The sequence below is a fragment of the Streptomyces sp. NPDC057438 genome, from assembly GCF_042802995.1.
Classification (GTDB): domain Bacteria; phylum Actinomycetota; class Actinomycetes; order Streptomycetales; family Streptomycetaceae; genus Streptomyces.
This window is the reverse complement of sequence record NZ_JBHVDD010000020.1, coordinates 1-16527: the sequence shown is the minus strand read 5'-3', so window position 1 is coordinate 16527 and position 16527 is coordinate 1. Positions and strand designations below refer to the sequence as shown.

Sequence of the window (16527 nt, the reverse complement as noted above, 5' to 3'; positions counted from 1 at the left end):
ACGCGAAGGTCGCACACGCTATTGGCGTACACCCGCCGGTGAACAGACGTCATCCGGCCGATCGCGCCTCGCCACGGCGGTCGCGGCGGTGGCACAGCCCCTCGTCCGGAGGCCCCCCGGCGACCACCCTGGCCCCGGTAACGGTCCGCCCCGATCCGGCGCCCGCGGTAACGCCCCGGATCCCGTTCGGCCCTGCGGCGGCTTACTGTCGACTATGTGAGTGATGGCAGTGATGTCACGCCGGGTGACGAGTCGTCCTTCGACCAGGTGCTCAGTGGCACGGTGCGGCGTACCGGGGCGCTGGCAGCGGGCATCTACCTGCTGTCGGCGGCCGATCCGGTCCTGTGCCTGGCCTCGGTGTGCGGGGTGCCGACGATGGCGGTGGCACCGTGGCGCCGGGTGGCGGTCTCGGCCGCGGGCCCGCTCTCCGAGGCGGTGCGGGAGGACCGCCTCGTCTGGGTGGGCCGGCAGGAGGACATGGCCCGTCTGTACCCGAACACCGCGGCCGGCCTGCCCTACCAGTTCGCGCTGGCCTTCACTCCTCTGCACGGGGTCCGCCGCTGGGGAGCCCTGGCTCTGGTGTGGCCCAAAAGCCACCCGCCCTCGCTGACCCGGCGGGAACGCGGGAACGTTCTGGCCGGCGCGAGCCGCCTCACCCAGGTCCTGGACCAGACGCCCGCCTCCCGCGACATCCCCGACGAGCCGCGTGCCGTCCCCCTGCACCGGCCCGGCCCGGACCCGGCCCAGGCCGGACTGGCCGCCGCCGACCTGCTGCAGCGGATGCCCGTCGGCGCCCTCGGTTTCGACCTCCAGGGCCGCATCACCTACCTCAACGACGCAGCCGCGCAACTGCTCGGCCGACGGGCCGACCGCCTCCTGGGCACCCTGCCGTGGCAGTCCGTGCCCTGGCTCGACGATCCGCTCCACGAGGACCACTACCGGACCGCCGTCCTGACCCGCGAACCCGTCGCCTACACCGCGCTGCGCCCGCCCGACCACTGGCTCGACATCCGGCTCTACCCTGACGACAGCGGCATCAGCGCCCTCGTCTCACCCCGCCCCCACGGGCCGACGGCGGACACGTCACCGCCCCGCGTCACCCCGGGCCCGGCCGCCACGCCCACGGGAACCGGCACCGGACGGATCCACCAGCTGATCCACCTGGCGGCGGCCCTGAGCCAGACCGTCACCGTGGCCGACGTCGTCAACGTGGCGGCCGACCAGATCCTGCCCGCGTTCGGCGCCCAGGGCATGGTCCTGGCCGCCGCCGACGCCGGCCGTCTGAGGATCACCGGGCACCAGGGCTACGACCCACGCAACGTCGCCCGCCTGGACGGCCTGCCCCTGGACACCGATCTCACCCCCGCCGGGCACGTCCTGCACAGCGGCTTCCCCGCCTTCTTCGCCGACCCCGCCGAGATGGCCCGCGCCTACCCCCGGGCTTCGGAACTCAGCGGCAAACGGGCCTGGGCCTTCCTGCCCCTGCTGGTCTCCGACCGCCGCGTCGGCTGCTGCGTCCTGTCGTACGACGACCCGCACCCCTTCAGCGCCGGCGACCGCGCCGTCCTCGTGTCACTGGCGGGACTCATCGCCCAGGCCATGGACCGCGCACTGTTGTACGACGCCAAGCACGACCTCGCCCACGGTCTGCAGCAGGCCCTGCTCCCGTCGGCGCTGCCGGACTTCCCCGGTCTCGCCGTCGCCGCCCGCTATCTGCCGGCCGCGCACGGCATGGGGGTCGGCGGCGACTTCTACGATCTGATCCGGCTGGGCGACTCGACCGCCGCCGCCGTCATCGGGGACGTACAGGGGCACAGCATGCACGCCGCGGCCCTCATGGGCCAGGTCCGTACCGCTGTCCACGCCACGGCCGGCGCGCTTCCCGGCGAGGTGCTGGCCCGCACCAACCGCGTACTGACGGACCTGGAGACCGACCTCTTCGTCTCCTGTCTGTACCTCCACATCGACCTCGACGGGGGGCGCCTGCACCTGGCCAGTGCGGGACATCCGCCCCCGCTCCTGCGTGAGCCCGCTCCCGCACCGCGGACCCTCGCGCTCACGGTGGAGCCGGGCCCCCTGCTCGGCATCGGTACGGGTGCGGAGGCCGACTATCCGGTCACCACCCTTCCGCTTCCCGCGGGAGCGGTCCTGGCGCTCTACACCGACGGCCTCGTGGAAACCCCCGGCACCGACATCACCGACTCCATCGCGGCCCTCGCCCGCCGGCTCACGGCCCACGGCGACCAGCCGCTCGACGACCTCGCCGACAGCCTCCTCCAGCACGGCGGCGCGCACCGGGCCCGTACCGACGACGTCGCCCTGCTCCTGCTGCGCAACCGGTAGGCGGCGGCCGTTCCGCTTCGCCCCGGCCTCCGGCAGACGGGTGGAGGAGGGAGAGGTCCGGCCGAGTCTGGTGTTCGCGGGCTTTTGGGGGTAGACGGGCCCGTGTACCGATCAAGGCTCAGGAAGCGGGCGGATCGCATGGACGAGGCTGCCCACCACGACAGCCCCCTGCTGGACGACGGGCTGATCAAGAGCTCGGCGATGTACCACGGTGACCCCGGCGACATCGCTCGGGGCCGTGCCCTGGCCCGGGCCTTCCTGGGGCGCCTGCAGTCCGTCCTCGACCTTCCGGTGTCCGCCAGAGCCGTGGGAACCGTTCAACTGGTCGTCAGCGAGCTGCTCACCAACGCCTGCAAGTACGCGCCCGGCCCCTGTCTGCTGGACCTGGAGGTGTCCGGCGGTGCGGTGCGGGTCACCGTCTGGGACAGCGAGCCGACACTGCCGGTGGCCTCGGCCGCGGAGCCGGAACGGGTCGGGCAGCACGGGCTGGAGATCGTCGTCGCCGCGTGCGAGAGCTACGAGGTGCGCCGGGAACCGGTAGGCAAGAGCACGATCGCCTCGGTCGTCCTCGCGGAGGAGCCGGGTGCCCGCCCGGCCGGACGTGATCCGTAGGACAGCTGGAGCGCCGCACCCCCGCGGGCTCCTGCACGACACATCTTCATCGACCTTCTAGGCGCAGCCCGGCGGCTCCTCGTCGGCCGGTACGAACTGCAGCGTGGGCATTCCGGCGGCGTCGAAGTCGGCGGTGTCCGGGCCGATCAGGGTCATGTAGCCGGCGACCCTCTCGGTCCCCGGCGGGGGCGGCTCCCCCTGCACCCGCTCGCCACCGGGGAGCACGATGTCGAGCACCCACCAGCGGCCACCGAAATGCACCCACTTGATCCCACAGTGCGTATTGATGTCATACGGGTACGGGGTCTGCTCCTCGGGCTTGGCCGGGCCCTCGCGCCACGTGCCCTTGACGACGGTGCGGGCGGGCAGGGTGGGTCCGGAGTACGCCTCGTCATCCGGATCACCGGACGAGGCGGAGCACCCGGCGAGCGACAGCACGGCGCTCAGGAGCAGGACGGCGGATCCACGCGAAACCTTCATGCTCCTCGGACGCCACGAACAGGCGTTTCGTTCGAACCGCGACCTCGCGAGGTGACCGGGCTCGACGGGTCGGGTGCGCCTACGGGGTGACCGGGGCGAGCCTGGCCCGGAACTGCCGTAGAGAGGCGGGCTGTTCGGTGATGCGCAGGCCGGGGATGCGCGAGGCGTCCCGGACCGTGCGAGCCGTACGAGTCAGCGCCTTCCCGACGTGGTCCCAGCTGCGGGCGTAGGTGCGGCGGGAATCGCCAGGCGCAGCAGCCCGTAGGGCGCGCTGGTGAGCGGGTTGCCCTGCGCGTCCTCCGTCCCCAGGTACAGGGACCCCAGCTCGACCCCGCGGATGCCGCCCCCCCCAGGTACAGCCGGCAGGACAGCGCCTGCGATCCCTGGCCACCGCGGTCGGCCAGGAGACCGCCCACGACCCCGACGGCTCGGTCGCGGCCCGGGTGTGGGCGGACCGGGACTGGTCACCCCACCGCTACGAGGTCTATTGCACCTTCCTGCACGCGGCCGCCCGGCAGCCGGCGGGCACCGGCATGTGACCCGTCGGCGCGCCGGCCGACCTGCTCGAATGCGCGATGTTCCACGTCGCGTGGACCTGACCGCCACCGAAGTCGCGGTGGGTCATGGGGCGGCGGGCAGGCAGGCGCTGGACGACGGATCCCGTCGGCACTCGACGCCCCGTGACGGCAGGTACCAGGCCAGGGAGACGGCTGCCGTGACCAGGCAGAGCGCGCCCACGACGCGCAGGAAACGGCTGCCCCAGCCGTTTTCCGGCCACCCCAGCACGAGCAACAGCGCCACCCACGACGCCGGCAGACCGAAGAAGACCGGCCCTCCGACGAACGCCGCCCAGTCGGCTCCGGACCATGGCGTGACCCCCTTGTCCCCGCGCCTGATCGCCCTCCGCGCGGGTTCGATGGTATGCCGGGTCCCGCCCCCCTCGTCGCCCTCGTTTTCCTTTCGGACGCTGCGGGCTCAGCGGTAGTCGAGCTCGGCGAGTTCGGTGGCGAGCCTCCTGGGCAGGCCCGTGCGGCCGAGCAGCGGCAGGGCGAGGTTGCGGGCCGCGCGGACCAGGGGGTTGCGGGTGGTGGCCGCGCGGGTCATCCGGTCGGTGAAGGCGACCACCCGCTGGGCGACGGGGCGGCGGCGCGCCTCGTAGCCGTCGAGCTGTCCGGTGGCGAAGGCCCGGCCGAGCGCGTAGCCGTCCTGGATGCCGGTGTTCATCCCCTGGCCGCCGGCGGGGCTGTGCACATGAGCGGCGTCCCCGGCCAGCAGCAGGCGGCCGGCCCGGTAGCGGTCGGCGACGCGATGGTGCACCCGGAAACGTGACGACCAGGCCAGCCCGCTGACCCTGGCCTGTCCGGGGGCGCGCTCGTCGAGCACCTGCTGGACGAAGGCGAGATCGGGGGCGGCGGGTGCGTCGTCCACGGTGGCGACCACCCGGTAGTGCCCGCCGGGGAGCGGGGCGACGACGGCGAGGCCCCTGGTTCCGAAGGTCAGGGAGACCTCGGCGGGTCCCGGCGTCCAGTCCATCTGTACGTCGGCGAGCACGAAGGACTCGGCGTAGGACCTGCCGGTGAACCCGATGCAGGCCGCCTCACGCACGGTGCTGTGCATGCCGTCGGCACCGACGGCGTACGCCGCGCGCAGTTCCTCGCCGGTGGTCATGGTGAGCGTCACGCCGTCGTCGTCCTGGGCGGCCGACGCGACCTCGTAGGGGCGGTGCACCTCGTGGCCGAGCGCGCGCAGCCGGTCCAGCAGCACGCTCTCGGTCTCGTACTGGGGAACCATCAGGGCGTAGGGGTGAGGTGTGGGGAGCTGGTCGAACGGAACGGTCAGCAGTCGGCGGGCGCCGTCGCGGACCGCGAAGCGGGTGATGCGGATGCCTCGCCGGACCAGCTCCTCGGAGGCGCCCATTTCGTCCAGGACCTCCAGGGTGCGGGCGTGGACGACAGCGGCTCGTGAGGTGTTCGCGCCCTCGGTCAGACGGTCCAGGACGACGAAGTCGATGCCGGCGGAGGCGAGGGTGACGGCGAGCGCCAGCCCGGTGGGACCGCCACCGACGACGGCGACCTCGGTACGGGCGGGCAGGGCTGTGGTGTCCATGACGGGGCCTTTCGTTCTCGAGTCAGGGGCAGTCCGTACACGCATGCCAACGCTTGTTGGCCAACGCTTGTTGACATGATGAGCCGGTCCGCACTGGGATGTCAACATGCGTTGGCCTACACTTGTTGGCATGACGCGAGGCACCGAGACCACCGGCACGGACAAACGCTCCGACCGCACGAAGGCCGCGATCCTGCGTGCCGCGCGGGAGCGGTTCGCCGCCCAGGGCTACGAACGCACCACGATCCGGGCCGTCGCCTCCGACGCCGGCATCGACCCCTCGATGGTCATGCGCTACTTCGGCAGCAAGGCCCAGCTGTTCGACGCGACCCTCGCCATCGACCTGCGGCTGCCCGACCTGACGGACGTTCCGGCCGATGAGGTGGCGCAGGCTCTGGTGCGGCACTTTCTCGCCCGCTGGGAGGGCGACCCCGCGGACGACGCGCTGCTGGTCCTGCTGCGCTCGGCGGTCACCAACGAACAGGCCGCGGCGCGCATGCACGAGATCTTCGCGGCCCAGGTCGCCCCGGCGCTGGCCGCGGCCCTCGGCCCGGAACTCGCCGCCCGCCGCGCCGGTCTGGTCTCCGCCCAGCTCCTCGGTCTCGGGCTGACCCGCTATCTGCTGCGGCTCCCCGCCGTGACCGCCCTGACGCCGGACGAGATCGAGACCGGACTCGCACCGGCCATCCAGGCGCTCCTCTCGCCGAACTGACGCCGCGCCGCCGCCGTCCCGCCCGGTGGACGGCGCGGCGGCCGCCGATCGGGTTGAGCGGCAGCCAGGTGCGGTTGTTCCCGGCCTCCCCAGGCGGTTGGATTCAGGGCGGGGTCACTGTTCACGCGAACGAGAGGCACCCGGTCCGGGGCAGGGCTCCGGAGCACGCAGACAAGTGGCGATCCGTCCAGGGAGTCCTCGGGTGACATGGTCGACGGGGGTGCTCGGGTTCGTCGCCGGGCTCCTGATCTCGATGGCCACCTCGCCCGTGGGCGTCTCCGGCGCGGTCTTCCTGCTGCCGGTCCAGGTCAGCGTCCTCGGAGTGCCGAGCCCCGCGGTGACCCCGACGAACCTGCTCTACAACGTCGTGGCCGGCCCGGGCGCCCTCCTGCGTCACTGGCGTGCCGGGCGACTGGGCGGCCCGTTGACCCGCCTGATCATCGCCGGTTCCGTGCCCGGTGTGATCATCGGGGCGGCGATCCGCGTCTTCGCCGTGCCGGGCCCCCGGGTGTTCCGGCTGCTCGTCTCCGCGCTGCTGCTGCCGCTCGGACTCTGGCTGTGCCTGCGCACCCTCCGGCAGGCCCCGCCGAAGGCCGCCCGTCCGCCGTCACCCCGGGCGACGACATCGCTGGCGCTGGCCGTCGGCGTCGCGGGCGGCATCTACGGGATCGGGGGCGGCTCCCTGATCGGTCCCGTCCTCGTCGGCCGCGGCACACCGGTGGCCACCGTCGCACCCGCCGCCCTCGCCTCCACGTTCGTGACGTCCGTCATCGGCGCGATCACCTACGGGCTGCTCTCCCTGACCACCACCGGGGACGTCGCCCCCGACTGGCTGCTGGGCCTGTCCTGCGGCGCCGGAGGCCTGGTCGGCGGTTACGCCGGCGCCCGTCTGCAACCCCTGCTGCCGGAGAGCGCGCTCCGCCTCCTGCTCGGCACCCTGGCCACCGGTGTCGGCGCCCTGTACGCCGTCCAGGTCCTGCGCTGACCGGACCGCCTCCCGGCGGGCCACGTCACCGGTCCGGGTCACCGGTCCGGGTCACCGGTCCGGGTCACCGGTCGGGGTCACCTGTGCCAGGAGCGTCCGGACCGGGAAGCAGCTCGACGTCCCGGGGACTCATGTCGGAGCGGACCCGTACGAAACGGACCGGATGACGGTACCGGCCCGCGTCGAAGGCCGCGTCCGCGACGAACTCGGCGACCATGTCGGGCCGGACCGGGCAGTACTCCACCTGGCTGCGGGAGCCCCACCCCGCGCGGAAGTGCCGGCCGTGCCAGGGGTGTTCCGAGCCCGCTCGGGTCAGTCGCCGGCCCAGCTCCTGCCGGGCCTCGGTGTCCAGCGGGGTGGTGAGGGCGACCATGCGCAGCTCACCGGAGCCGTCGTAGCGGCCCAGCACGAGGGTGAGCGGATGCGTCGGGGAGCCGGTGACCGCGCCGATCACGGCTTCGGCGGTGATCCGGGCGCGCACCTTGATCCAGGCCCGCCTGCCGGGCAGATAGGGCTGCGCGAGACCCTTGCAGACCACCCCCTCGATTCCGGCCGTGCCCCAGACGGGGTCCAGCCAGTCCCGTGCCGTGGTGCGGTCGGTCGTGTGCGGACACAGCGTGAACGGGGCGGCGAGCACACCGTGGGCGAAGAGGTTCTCCAGCACGGCCCGTCGCTCGCGGTACGGCCTGGCCAACTGCTCGTCGCCCGACGCCTCCAGCACGTCGAAGACGATCAGGTGGGCCGGATGGCGGGCGGCGGCCCGCACGGCTCCGGCGCCCCGGCGGCTCGCCCGGCTCTGGAGCCTGGGGAAGTCCAGCCGGCCCTCGTGGGGCACGACCAGCTCGCCGTCCAGGACGAGCGTCTCTCCGAGGTTGGCGGCCGCCACGGCGATGTCCGGAAAGGCACCGGTCAGGTCCGATCCCCGGCGGGACTGGATCAGCGCGTGCCCGGGGCGCGCGAACAGCAGGGCGCGGAACCCGTCCACCTTCTGTTCCGCGACCAGTCCGCCGGGCAGGCCCCCCTCCGACGGAAGGATCCGCCGTGTCGCGGCGAGCATCGGCTCGATCGGAGGGGTCAGTGCCACAGGGCCACATGTACGCGGCTTCCACCCGGCCCGCACGCCGGGCGGCACCGGACGGACGCACACCGACGCGAGCGGCGGGCTCCGTCCGGGTCTGCCGCGGGGCGGGCTCATCGCGGCGTGCGGTGGTACAACGGGGCTGCGATCGACACGGCGGACAGCACTCGGCCGACGGGCCCAACGGCTTTCCACGAAAAGGGAGTTGGTCATGACGGCGGAGAACATCGACGAGGTCGTGGACGGGCTTGCCCAGATCGTGCGGGAGGCCGCCCGCTCCGGTGACCGGGTCGGGTACTTCGCGGCGCTCTACCGGCAGGTGACCGCCGAGGTCCGCACGGGCATCCATGCCGGGCTGTTCGAGGACGGCGCCCGCATGGACCGCTTCGACACGCTGTTCGGCAACCGCTACTTCGAGGCGTACGACGCCTGGCGTCGCGACCGGGGCGGGCCGCGGTGCTGGCGTCAGGCGTTCGGGCTCCTCGACGACGGCGACACCGTCATCGTCCAGCACCTGCTGCTCGGCGTGAACGCGCACATCAACCTCGACCTTGCCGTCGCCGCGGCGCGGACCGCCCCCGGCGAGGCCATCCACGCGCTACGGCACGACTTTCTGCTGATCAACGACATCCTGGCCCGGGTGGCGCTCACGGTGCAGGACTCGGTCGGGGCCCTGTCGCCGCTCATGTCGCTGCTGGACCGGGTCGGCGCCCGCACCGACGAGCGGATCCTCGACTTCAGTGTCCGCCAGTCCCGCGCGGAGGCGTGGCACAACGCCGTCCTGCTCGCCGGCCAGAGCGAGGCGGAGCGCGCGGCCACCGTCGAGCGGCTCGACGTCCGGGCGGCCGTACTCGCGCGGCTGGTGGCGCGGCCGGGTGGTCTCGTGCGACCGGCCCTGCAGCTGATCCGGAGCACCGAGAGCGACGACGTACCGGCCGTCATCGCTCATCTGGACAGTGCCGTCGAGTGACCTCGGCGCGGTGCCGGGCGCCGGGCCCACCCGTCAGGGCCGGGTCGGCCTCACCTTCGTCTCCCTGCCGTTCACCCGCACGGTGACCTTCTTCTTCCGGTCCGGTGCCCGGTCGGCGACGATGTCGTACGACGTGACCTTGCCGTTCCGCCACGCGCAGGCGATCTCGTAGCCGCCGCGGGCGCGCAGGCCGGTGAAGGAGCCCTCGGCCTGCCAGTCGTCGGGGAGGGCGGGCAGGAGGTGGATGACACCGTCGTGGCTCTGCAGGAGCATCTCGGCGACGGCGCCGGAGATGCCGAAGTTGCCGTCCATCTGGAAGGGCGGGTGGTTGCAGAACAGGTTGGGCAGCGTGTTGTAGGTCAGCAGTCCGCGCAGCATGACCTGGGCGCGCCGCCCGTCGCCGAGGCGGGCGAACAGGGCCGCCCGCCACGGCCAGGTCCAGGAGCGGCGGCTGTCGCCCGACACCGTCGCGGCCGTGAACGGGACGCCGTCCTTCTCTCCGCACCGGGCTTTGAGCGAGACGAGTGCGGCGGCCGCGAAGTCGCGGTTCTTCGGGGTGATCTGACGGCCCGGATAGACGGCGAACAGGTGCGAGGTGTGCCGGTGGATGTCGGTGGGGCTGTCGATGTCCTCCTGCCACTCCTGCAACTGGCCCCACCTGCCGATCTTGTTGGGTGCCAGGCGCGCCTGCATGTCCGCGACCTTGGCCCGGTAAGCGGGGTCCGCCCCGAGGACCGCCTCGCAGTCGAGGTAGTTCTGGAACAGGTCCCAGATGATCTGCTGGTCGTACATGACGCCGTCCTCGCGCGGCCCGTGCTCGGGCGACCAGCCGTCCGGCGCGACGAGGAGTCCGTCCGCGCGCTCCTTGAGATGGTCCTCCCAGAACTCGCAGATCTCCTTGATCATCGGATGGGCTACGGTGCGCAGGTAGCCCATGTCCTGGGTGAACGCCCAGTGCTCGTAGAGGTGTTGGGCGTACCAGGCACTCGCGACGGTGTTCCACTCCCAGGCGTTGCCGCCGAAGATGCTCTGACTGGTGCGGGCCGTCCAGCCGCGGGTGCGGGCACCGAAGGCGTTGCGGGTCGCCACGCGGCTGGGCACCGCCACCTGTTCGACGAATCCGACGAGCGCCTTGTGGCACTCCGACAGGTTCGTCGTCTCCGCTCCCCAGTAGTTCATCTGGATGTTGATGTTGGTGTGGTAGTCGGATGCCCACGCCGGCTGGTTGCTGTCGTTCCACAGGCCCTGGAGGTTGGCGGGCAGGCCGTCGGGGCGGGAGGAGCTGATGAGCAGGTACCGGCCGTAGTCGAACATCGACTGTTCGAGTGTCGGGTCGGCCTTGCCCGCCGCGTAGCGTGCCAGCCGTGCGGCGGTGGGCAGGGCCATGACATCGGCGTCGGAGGTGCCCCAGGCGACCGAGACCCGGTTCATCAGGGCGCGCGTCCGTGAGGTGTGCCGGTCGCGCAGCCTGTCGTAGGGCCGGGCCGCCGCCTTGGCGAGCGCCCGGTCGATGGCCGCCCGCGGATCGCCTCCACGCCATCCGGCCGCGGCGTCGAGTCGGTAGTCGGTCCGGGCGTCGAGGAGCAGCGTCAGTGTGGTGCAGTCACTGAACCGGAGCGTCGAGCCGTCGGCGCTGAGGTCGCCGTCGGCGTCCACGACCTGGACGGTGCACGCGTGCCGGAGGCCGTTGCCCATGACGCCGGTGAAACCGATCCGCCGGGCTTCGGGGTCGACGGAGGTCGGGGCCCGGTCCTGTCCGGACGTCAGCGCGATCGCGCCGGAGAGTCCCCGGGCGCTGTCGGAGGTGTAGCGGAAGACCATGACGTCCGCCGAGCGGCTGGCGAACGCCTCACGCAGAACGCGCCGTCCCGGCGGGCCGAAGCGGGTGACGTGGAGACCCTGCACGAAGTCGAGGGCGCGCTCGTAGTCGACGACCGTCCGCTGGGCGCGTGTGTCGAAGTCCGCGCCCGCCAGCGCGATCTCCGCGATCTGGAGAGCGGTGGCGGAGGCGCCGGGGGCCAGGGTGAGGCGGTATACGCGGTAGGCCGTGCTGTTGCCGATCCGGAAGGTCCGTCTCTCGCCGCGGCCGGCGAAGGCCTCCTGGGGGTCCTGCGTGTCGAGGGCCGTCCACGCGTGCCCGTCCTGTGACGCCTCCAGGCGCCATCGCCGGGGGTCCTCGTGGGGTCGGTCGGGGGCCGAGGTCAGCGTGTACGAGGTCACGACGGCGGCACGGGTCAGGTCGGCCTGCCAGACGACGGCCGGTGCGGCGGCGCCGACCCGCCAGACGGTGGCCGGATCACCGTCCACCGAACGGGAGATGTCCGTGGCCCGGGCCCCCGTTCCCGACCCCTCGGAATGGCCGCTCGGTGACGACAGGTAGGTCGCGCCGGCCCCGCCCAGGTCGACCCCGGCGAGGCCGATCTCGCCCACCTGGAAGTGGCTGACGCCCGCCTTGGGGACGAAGTCGAACCGGTAGAAGCGGTAGGCGGCGCTGTCGGCGCAGGTGAACTCCTTCGTCCGGAAGCGGCTCTCGAAGGGCGCGTCCAGGGTGCGGCGGTCCAGCGGGGTCCAGGTGTCGCCGTCGACGGAACCGGAGAAGGTCCACTCCTGGGGGTCGCGCTGCGGCACGTCGTCGGCGCTCGTCAGCCGGTACGAGGCGACCGCGACGGGGTCGGGCAGCTCGACCTGCCACCGCACCTTCGTACCGGGCCCGTCGATGCACCACTTGGTGGTCGGGGCACCGTCGTACGTCTTGTCGACACCCTCCGACGCGGAACTGTTGTACGGGCCCCCGGGGGCCGTGACCTTCGGACGCGGACACCAGGCGAAGGTGACCACCATGTCACCGAAGTTCCGGTAGGAACCGAAACCGGTCATGCCGGTGTCGAAGTCGCTGTCCGGCTTGCCCGCGAGAGCGTTGTCGTAGTTGTTGACGCCTCCCCACAGGCTCTGTTCGTTGAACTGGATGCATTCCTCGTCGGGATCGGCGAAGAGCATGGCGCCGAGCCGGCCGTTGCCGATCGGCAGTGCCTGCGACTGCCAGTCCGTGGCGGGGACGCGGTACGTCAGTGCCTTGCGGGAGAGGGCCGGCCACTGGACGGGCGCCGTGGCGTCGGCCCCGGCGGCGACGGCTCGGTCCATGGGGGTACCTCCGGTGAGCTGAGTGATCAACGGGGCGAAGGCGAGGGCGCCGCCGAACTTGAGAATGCCCCGTCGCTGCGGGTCGGATTCATTGATCACAGTAAGATCTCCCAGCCCATTCATCGGCTCTTTCACGGGGAAATGACAACCACATCGACCTCTGCCAGGGGCGCAATCATCGTCTCCGGTCGATAGATCGGATGTCTAGAGGGAGGTGGCACCGAATACCCGAGGCCGTCGCTGCGGGCGGGACACGGCCGGGCGAGACCGGCCCCCTGCCTCCCCGGCCGCACGCCCCGCACGGACCCTCGCCGCCCGCGGCTCCGACGGGACGTCAACTCGATGGTGGAGCGCTCCAGTTGCCGACCACATCGAGTCGCCGCGCGGCACGGCGACGGCATGCCGCGTTCCTTCCCACGCACGGAATCGACCGTTCACCGTCCCGGGCGTGGGGGCCGCCTCTCCCCGCCTTCCCAGGGACGGCGAAAGCGGTCGGAAAAGCCAACTATGCTCCCGCCCATGAACGAGGACGACAGAGGGCCCGAAAGACGAGTCGTCGACGGGCGCTTCGAGTTGGAGAGCCGCCTCGGTGGCGGCGGGATGGGGACGGTCTGGCGGGCCAGGGACCTGGTGCTGCACAGGCTCGTGGCGGTCAAGGAAGTCCGCCCGCCCGACCGGGACCTCGCGGAGTACGACCCCGAGGGCGCCCGGCTGCTGCGCGAGAGAGTCCTGCGCGAGGCCCGGGCCCTGGCCCGCATCGACCATCCGAACGTCGTCACCATCCACCACATAGTCGACGGCGGTGAGGGCACCTACCCGTGGATCGTGATGGAGATGGTCAGCGGCGGCTCGCTGGCCGACCGGCTGGCCGAGGGCCCGATGCCGCCGACGGAGGCGACCCGGATCGGCCGACAGGTACTGGCCGCGCTCACCGCCGCGCACGACGCCGGTATCCAGCACCGGGACGTCAAGCCCGCCAACGTGCTCATGCGCCCCGACGGGCGCCCCGTCCTCACCGACTTCGGCATCGCCGCGATCCGAGAGACGAGCGGTCTCACCGCCACCGGCTCCGTCATCGGCACACCCGACTTCATGGCACCGGAACGCATCTCCGGGCACGAGGGCGGCTCCGCCTCCGACCTGTGGTCGCTGGCGATGATGCTGTACACCGCGGTGGAGGGCCACCACCCGCTGCGCCGGGGCAGCACCCTGGCCACGCTCGCCGCGGTCCTCAACGACGACGTGGCGCCTCCCGTCCGCGCCGGCGCCCTGGGTGACGTCCTGATGAGCGTGCTCGTACGGGATCCGTCCGCGCGGCCGTCGGCAGCCGTGTTCGACGAGCGACTGGCCAAGGTCGAGGCCGGGCCCACCGCAGCGGCAGCCTGGTCCGAGCCCACGTCGTTCCCGCTGACCCCACCGACGCCCGCCACCGGCCCGGTCCCTCCGCACTCGGGCGGCTTCACGTCGCCGACCGCGTACACCGGTTCCGGCGCCGCCGTCCCGCCGCCCCCGGTCGGGCTCGGCAAGAGCGGTGCCGACCCGGCGCGTGCCACGACCGCCGGTTTCGGCCCGCCGCCGTCGCCGTACCAGCCGTCCATGGGGCAGCCCCCGTACCAGCCGGTGACCGCGCCCGTGGGCCCGCCCCGTCCGCGCGGACGGCGTACCGGCGCCCTGCTGAGCATGACCGGAGCTTCCCTCGCCGGTGCTCTGCTCCTGCTGTGGTGGCTGCTGCCCGCGGGGGGCGACGGCGACGCGGACGCGGGGGACTCCCCCACCACCTCCGCGACCACATCGGCCGACAGGTCGACCCCGAAGCCGACCTCCTCACCGGCCGACGCCGACCCCACCGAGGTGCGGTCGCAGGACTCCACGGAGCCGGGCGACATGCTGACCCCGGACGGCATCCGCACCGCGATCAAGGCGTTCAAGAAGGAGACCGGCCGCGACACCTTCGGCGACTTCTCCGTCTACCCGGACTTCGTGTCGGCGCGGCTGATGGTCGAGGGAAGCGACAAGAGGTACGACTCCTACACCTACCGTCCGGGGCAGGGCGTGGAGAAGGGCATCATCAAGGGCACCCTGTCCGGCGGTGAACAGCCCGTCGACCTCGACGACTTCGACTGGGACAAGGTCCCCGCGCTCCTCAAGGAGGCGGAGAAGAAGCTCAACGTCCCCGACCCGGAGAACCGTTACCTGCTGGTGAGACAGCCCAACGACATCTTCGACACCCCGGCCGGGATGGCCGTCTACTTCAGCGACGAGTACAGCCAGTCCGGCTACCTGGAGGCCGACACCAAGGGCAAGGTGACCCGCGTCTACCCCGCGGAGAGCTGACCCCCTTCGTCGACCCCGCGCCGGTCCCGCACGACTCCCCCACAGCTACGGCGCCCCGAAATCGTCTCGCCCGTGATCACCTCGTCGAGTACGGTCACCGGGTTGATCTCCGCTGCCGGAGGCCGCGCGACGCGCGCGGGCGGCCTCCTCGGCGGTGCCCCGGCCGAGAGAGGGTCCTCACATGGCATGTCGTATCAGTGAACTCGTGCTCGGCTGCCGCGAACCCGACGTGCTGGCGCGGTTCTGGTGCGAGGTCCTGGACTACGTCGTCCTCGACCGCGAGGACGACGGCACGCTGGAGATCGGGCCGCGCGAGGGATTCGGCGGACCCCAGCCGACGATCATCCTCAGCTACCGGGAGGAGCCGGAGCCGGGCAAGTCCCGGCTGCACATCGACGTCAACGCCACCGACCGCGACCAGGACGCCGAACTCGAACGCCTGTTGGCGCTCGGTGCACGCCCGGCCGACATCGGACAGACCGGCGACGAGCAGTGGCACGTCCTGACCGACCCCGAGGGCAACGAGTTCTGCCTGCTCAAGGCACGCCTCAACCCGCTCTGAGGGACGGTCGGTCAGGGTCGCCGTCCGGCACCGCCCGGGGTGAGGGCCGGCTGGGTCTCGGCTTGTTGGAGTTCCACCAGCAGCTCGCGCTGGCCGACGAGCAGTTCGGTCAGGATCCGGCGGGCCGCGCGCAGCAGGTCGGCCACGTCGCCACCGGCGAGTGCGTAGCTGACGGTGGAGCCCTCGCGGATGGAGATCACGATCCCCGACCGGCGCAGCACCGCCAACTGCTGCGAGAGGCTGGACGGTTCGATGTCGATCTCGTTCAGCAGGTCGCGTACGGCCAGGGGGCCGCCCTGCAGCAGTTCCAGGACCCGGATGCGTACCGGATGCCCGAGCATGCGGAAGAACTCGGCCTTGGCCTGGTAGAGGGGGACCTGCATGAGAATCGCTCGCTCCCTGGCGCGTGACGGGCTCATTCCGGGCGCGGTGGCCCCGTGGGCGTCACCGCGCGGTCGGCAGTGTGGAAGCCGGTGGTGCGGTCCATCCTCGTGGATCGGGCGCCGCACACCCAGGGGATTGACCTGATCTGGATATACCCAGTTGAAGAAGTCTTCAAGTCATGGGCGTGCGGCGCCGCTCTTCACGGAGTTGTCTAGACGTCGAGTTCCGCCCCGATGCGCCTGAGCTGATGGCGGGCCATCGCCAGGTTCGACTTCATCCGGTCGAGCACGAGGTAGAGGAACAGCCCGTTGCCGCCGCGGCCCTTGAGCGGCTGGATGATGTGGTACTGGCTGCCGAGGGTGATCAACATGTCCTCGATCGCACCCGTGAGTCCGAGGTGCTCCATCGTGCGGGTCTTGGCACGGATCACGTCCGTGTTGCCCGCAGCCGCGATCGTCAGGTCGAGGTCCTTGCCTCCCCCCAGCGTGCCCAGCGCCATGCCACTGGTGTAGTCGACCAGCGCGGTCCCTAACGCGCCCTCGATCGACGTCATGATCTCCTTCAGGGAAATCTCCGCATTGCTCATGACAGCGTCTCCTCTGGTCGATGCGCGGCTCGGGAGTCACCCTTCCGCCGCCGGGTGCAAGGACCCTACGAAGCGCTGCCGGCCGGGACTCCCGAAGTTCCGGTACTGAACGAGCAAGCCCGGAACTGGTGGATCACCGCATCACTTGGGACCGCGGATGACAGGCAGGCGGTTCATCTGTGTCGGGCGGCAGGTCGGGCAGCGCGCGTCCGTGGACGCCGAGGCTCCGATGCG

The 16527-nt window shown here is 71.9% G+C and carries 14 protein-coding genes; 7 read left to right on the top strand and 7 right to left on the bottom strand.

All coding sequences use genetic code 11. The annotated features are described in order from the left end of the window. Positions 1 to 216: 216 nt before the first annotated feature. Both ACFU5F_RS14110 and ACFU5F_RS14105 read left to right on the top strand, forming a co-directional pair. Positions 217 to 2343: a SpoIIE family protein phosphatase gene (locus ACFU5F_RS14110; RefSeq protein WP_383886595.1), complete on the top strand. Its 2127-nt coding sequence runs from the start codon at positions 217 to 219 to the stop codon at positions 2341 to 2343. 138 nt (positions 2344 to 2481) lie between these two features. Continuing rightward, entirely contained in the window at positions 2482 to 2955 is a 474-nt protein-coding gene (locus ACFU5F_RS14105) for an ATP-binding protein (protein ID WP_383886593.1), read from the top strand. Between the two features lie 57 nt (positions 2956 to 3012). Here ACFU5F_RS14105 and ACFU5F_RS14100 read toward each other — a convergent pair whose 3' ends face one another. From ACFU5F_RS14100 to ACFU5F_RS14090, 3 genes are all read right to left on the bottom strand, one after another. Continuing rightward, on the bottom strand, positions 3013 to 3435 hold the full coding sequence (locus ACFU5F_RS14100) for a hypothetical protein (protein WP_383886591.1): 423 nt from the start codon (positions 3433 to 3435) through the stop codon (positions 3013 to 3015). Positions 3436 to 4056: 621 nt separating this feature from the next. Continuing rightward, the gene (locus ACFU5F_RS14095; RefSeq protein ID WP_383886589.1) at positions 4057 to 4236 is read right to left on the bottom strand and encodes a hypothetical protein; all 180 of its coding nucleotides are present in this window, start codon (positions 4234 to 4236) and stop codon (positions 4057 to 4059) included. 174 nt (positions 4237 to 4410) lie between these two features. Further along, positions 4411 to 5541, bottom strand: coding sequence for an FAD-dependent oxidoreductase (locus tag ACFU5F_RS14090; RefSeq protein WP_383886587.1), 1131 nt, complete (start codon positions 5539 to 5541; stop codon positions 4411 to 4413). Between the two features lie 130 nt (positions 5542 to 5671). On the opposite strand from ACFU5F_RS14090, the gene ACFU5F_RS14085 reads away from it, so the two are divergent. Both ACFU5F_RS14085 and ACFU5F_RS14080 read left to right on the top strand, forming a co-directional pair. Then, positions 5672 to 6253, top strand: a complete 582-nt coding sequence (locus ACFU5F_RS14085) for a TetR family transcriptional regulator (protein ID WP_383886585.1) — start codon at positions 5672 to 5674, stop codon at positions 6251 to 6253. Positions 6254 to 6455: 202 nt separating this feature from the next. Next, positions 6456 to 7238: a sulfite exporter TauE/SafE family protein gene (locus tag ACFU5F_RS14080; protein ID WP_383886583.1), complete on the top strand. Its 783-nt coding sequence runs from the start codon at positions 6456 to 6458 to the stop codon at positions 7236 to 7238. Positions 7239 to 7302: 64 nt separating this feature from the next. Here the strand turns inward: ACFU5F_RS14080 and ACFU5F_RS14075 are convergent, their stop codons facing one another. Then, positions 7303 to 8322 carry an ATP-dependent DNA ligase gene (locus ACFU5F_RS14075; RefSeq protein ID WP_383886581.1) on the bottom strand — a complete coding sequence of 340 codons (1020 nt, stop codon included), beginning with the start codon at positions 8320 to 8322 and terminating at the stop codon, positions 7303 to 7305. Between the two features lie 205 nt (positions 8323 to 8527). Between ACFU5F_RS14075 and ACFU5F_RS14070 the strand changes: the two genes are divergently transcribed. Beyond that, complete coding sequence (locus ACFU5F_RS14070; protein ID WP_383886579.1) at positions 8528 to 9286, top strand: DUF5995 family protein; 759 nt, start codon at positions 8528 to 8530, stop codon at positions 9284 to 9286. A gap of 33 nt (positions 9287 to 9319) precedes the next feature. On the opposite strand, the gene ACFU5F_RS14065 is transcribed toward ACFU5F_RS14070, so the two are convergent. Continuing rightward, positions 9320 to 12526 (bottom strand): glycoside hydrolase N-terminal domain-containing protein, encoded by a 3207-nt coding sequence (locus ACFU5F_RS14065; RefSeq protein WP_383886577.1) that lies wholly within the window; start codon positions 12524 to 12526, stop codon positions 9320 to 9322. A 420-nt stretch (positions 12527 to 12946) separates the two neighbouring features. Here ACFU5F_RS14065 and ACFU5F_RS14060 point away from each other — a divergent pair, with 420 nt between their 5' ends. Both ACFU5F_RS14060 and ACFU5F_RS14055 read left to right on the top strand, forming a co-directional pair. Further along, positions 12947 to 14761 (top strand): protein kinase, encoded by a 1815-nt coding sequence (locus ACFU5F_RS14060; protein ID WP_383886575.1) that lies wholly within the window; start codon positions 12947 to 12949, stop codon positions 14759 to 14761. A 181-nt stretch (positions 14762 to 14942) separates the two neighbouring features. Next, positions 14943 to 15323, top strand: a complete 381-nt coding sequence (locus ACFU5F_RS14055) for a VOC family protein (protein WP_383886573.1) — start codon at positions 14943 to 14945, stop codon at positions 15321 to 15323. Positions 15324 to 15334: 11 nt separating this feature from the next. Here ACFU5F_RS14055 and ACFU5F_RS14050 read toward each other — a convergent pair whose 3' ends face one another. Together ACFU5F_RS14050 and ACFU5F_RS14045 are read right to left on the bottom strand one after the other, a co-directional pair. Beyond that, on the bottom strand, positions 15335 to 15706 hold the full coding sequence (locus ACFU5F_RS14050; RefSeq protein ID WP_383886571.1) for an ArsR/SmtB family transcription factor: 372 nt from the start codon (positions 15704 to 15706) through the stop codon (positions 15335 to 15337). A 212-nt stretch (positions 15707 to 15918) separates the two neighbouring features. Next, on the bottom strand, positions 15919 to 16293 hold the full coding sequence (locus ACFU5F_RS14045; RefSeq protein ID WP_383886569.1) for a hypothetical protein: 375 nt from the start codon (positions 16291 to 16293) through the stop codon (positions 15919 to 15921). Positions 16294 to 16527 lie beyond the last annotated feature (234 nt).